The following is a 2,258-nucleotide window of genomic DNA, read 5'->3' as shown; positions in this document are numbered from 1 at the left end:
GTGCCGTATGCCCTGCTGCATAACCTCAAGCACAATAAAGTGCTGCATGAGCGTGTGGTATTGATGACCATTCGTACCGAAGATGTGCCGTATGTGGCCGCCGATCAGCACATTGAAATAGAGCCGTTATCACCGAGTTTTGTACGGGTGATCGCCACCTATGGCTTTAAAGAGACCCCCGATGTGGAAGAGGTTTTCCGCCGCTGCTGTATGAAGGGCATGATGTTTAGCCTGATGGATACCTCATTTTTCTTATCACGGGAAACTCTGATTATGGGGAAACGGTCACTGTTTGGGCAGGTTCGTGGCCTGATTTTCATGTGGCTGAGTAAAAATGCGTTACGTTCTACCGACTTTTTCCATATTCCACCGAATCGAGTGGTAGAGTTAGGGGCACAGGTAGAAATATAATTCTGTTAGGTTACAGTAAAGACCAACAGATAACGCAGACGTGAGGTGAGGAAGTGATTTGGTTTGCAGGCGATCCTCACGGTTCTTTGGCCTACTTATTGCCCTTGGTGCAAGCAGAAAAGCCCGATGCACTGGTTATTTTGGGTGATCTGGCTTTGCAATCGTCGGCAGATTTGCAGGCGCTGGAAGAGGTCACTGAAGTCTGGTTTATTCCTGGCAATCACGACAGCCTTTCGGTAGCCGCTTATGAGGCGCTGTTCAGTGGCGCATTTGGCGGCCGTAATCTGCACGGGCGGGTGGTTGAGATTGCGGGTGTGCGGATTGCCGGTCTGGGCGGCGTGTTTCGCGGTCAGATCTGGATGCCGCCCTACAAGCCGATGTTTTTTGACCCTATTCACTACTGCCAGCATTTAGAGCAGGGCCAGTTATGGCGCGGCGGTCTGCCTCTGCGCCACCGCACCACACTGTTTCCCTCAGATCTGGAGGGATTAAGCCAACAGCAGGCTGATATCTTAGTCACCCACGAAGCGCCCGCGGCTCATCCGCGTGGTTTTCAGGTGATCGACAATGTTGCGCGCTCACTTGGCGTGCGGCAACTGTTTCATGGGCATCATCACATTAACCGAGAGTATGACCCTGCCGTGGGTTTTCAGGCCGTTGCGGTCGGTTATCGGGCAGTATGCGATCAGCATTTACGCTGGATAAGCCTTGGTGAAGAGGTTGCCCCACACCATCAGCCGCGCCAATCCCGCCATTCTGCGGGCGGCGATGGATCAACATCCCGCCGCTGATATTCACCGCTATTTTCATCTGGGTGCATACGTTGACCCTGCTGCTTAACCGATCCGGCTAAAAGTTTTGGCATAAAGTTTATCGTTTGCGTCACACTTTATCTGATCTTGATTGTCGTTTTGCTGCAATGTGCTTTAATTACTGCATATCGAAACGTTTCGATGCCTGTTTTTAGCCTTTTGCTGCGAGTAACGGCCATGAAGAAAAGTTTTCTGTTAAATGCCGAATTATCCCACCTGATTGCCCGTCTTGGGCATACCGATGGTCTGACGTTATGTGATGCCGGTCTGCCCATCCCCGCAGATCCGCAGCGTATTGATCTGGCCGTTTCAGCCGGTGTGCCCTCATTCATGCAGGTAATGAGCGCCATCACCCATGAAATGCAGGTTGAAGCGGTACTGATGGCCGAAGAGTTCATCAGCGTCAACCCGCAACTGCATGCTCAAGTGGTCGATCATTTGACTCAGCTCGGTGTGCAGCAGGGGAATACCATTCGCATTGAGTATGTGCCACATGAAGCCTTCAAAGTGCGCACCCGCAGCAGCCGTGGTGTGGTACGCAGTGGTGAGTGTACGGCGTATGCCAACGTGATTTTTTACTCCGGTGTGGTGTTCTGAGGAAACGGTTATGTCTGACACCCTGTTACTGCAATTAAGCGGTATTGATAAAGCCTTTCCCGGCGTGAAGGCACTCTCTGGTGCGAGTTTGTCAGTGTATGGCGGCCGTGTGATGGCGCTGATGGGCGAAAACGGCGCGGGAAAATCAACCCTCATGAAAGTGCTGACTGGGATCTACCAAAAAGATGCCGGTACGCTGAACTACCTCGGGCAAGCCGCCAGTTTTAGTGGCCCGAAAGCCTCACAGGAAGCAGGTATTAGTATCATCCACCAAGAGTTGAACCTGATCCCGCAGTTGACCATTGCCGAGAATATCTTCTTAGGCCGCGAATTTCTCGGCCGTTTTGGTCAGATAGACTGGCCGACTATGTATGCAAAAGCGGATCAACTGCTGGCTCGGCTGAATGTGCGCCACAGTAGCCGCCAGTTATTGGCCGA

Annotated in this window: 4 protein-coding genes; all 4 read left to right on the top strand. The window is 52.1% G+C overall.

Features of this window, described 5'->3' with window-relative positions:
• A partial coding sequence (locus tag ACRC27_RS08095; protein ID WP_438639626.1) for a KUP/HAK/KT family potassium transporter occupies nucleotides 1-411 on the top strand: 411 nt, incomplete at its 5' end.
• 53 nt (nucleotides 412-464) lie between these two features.
• Complete coding sequence (locus ACRC27_RS08090; RefSeq protein ID WP_438634629.1) at nucleotides 465-1,202, top strand: metallophosphoesterase family protein; 738 nt, start codon at nucleotides 465-467, stop codon at nucleotides 1,200-1,202.
• 198 nt (nucleotides 1,203-1,400) lie between these two features.
• A complete protein-coding gene (gene rbsD, locus ACRC27_RS08085; RefSeq protein WP_438634627.1) occupies nucleotides 1,401-1,820 on the top strand; it encodes a D-ribose pyranase in 420 nt (139 codons plus the stop codon).
• 10 nt (nucleotides 1,821-1,830) lie between these two features.
• On the top strand, nucleotides 1,831-2,258 hold a 428-nt coding region (locus ACRC27_RS08080), incomplete at its 3' end, for an ATP-binding cassette domain-containing protein (protein ID WP_438639625.1).

It is taken from the genome of Plesiomonas sp., assembly GCF_051650925.1.
GTDB lineage: Bacteria > Pseudomonadota > Gammaproteobacteria > Enterobacterales > CAMTGL01 > Plesiomonas.
This window is presented reverse-complemented; position numbering and strand designations above follow the sequence as displayed.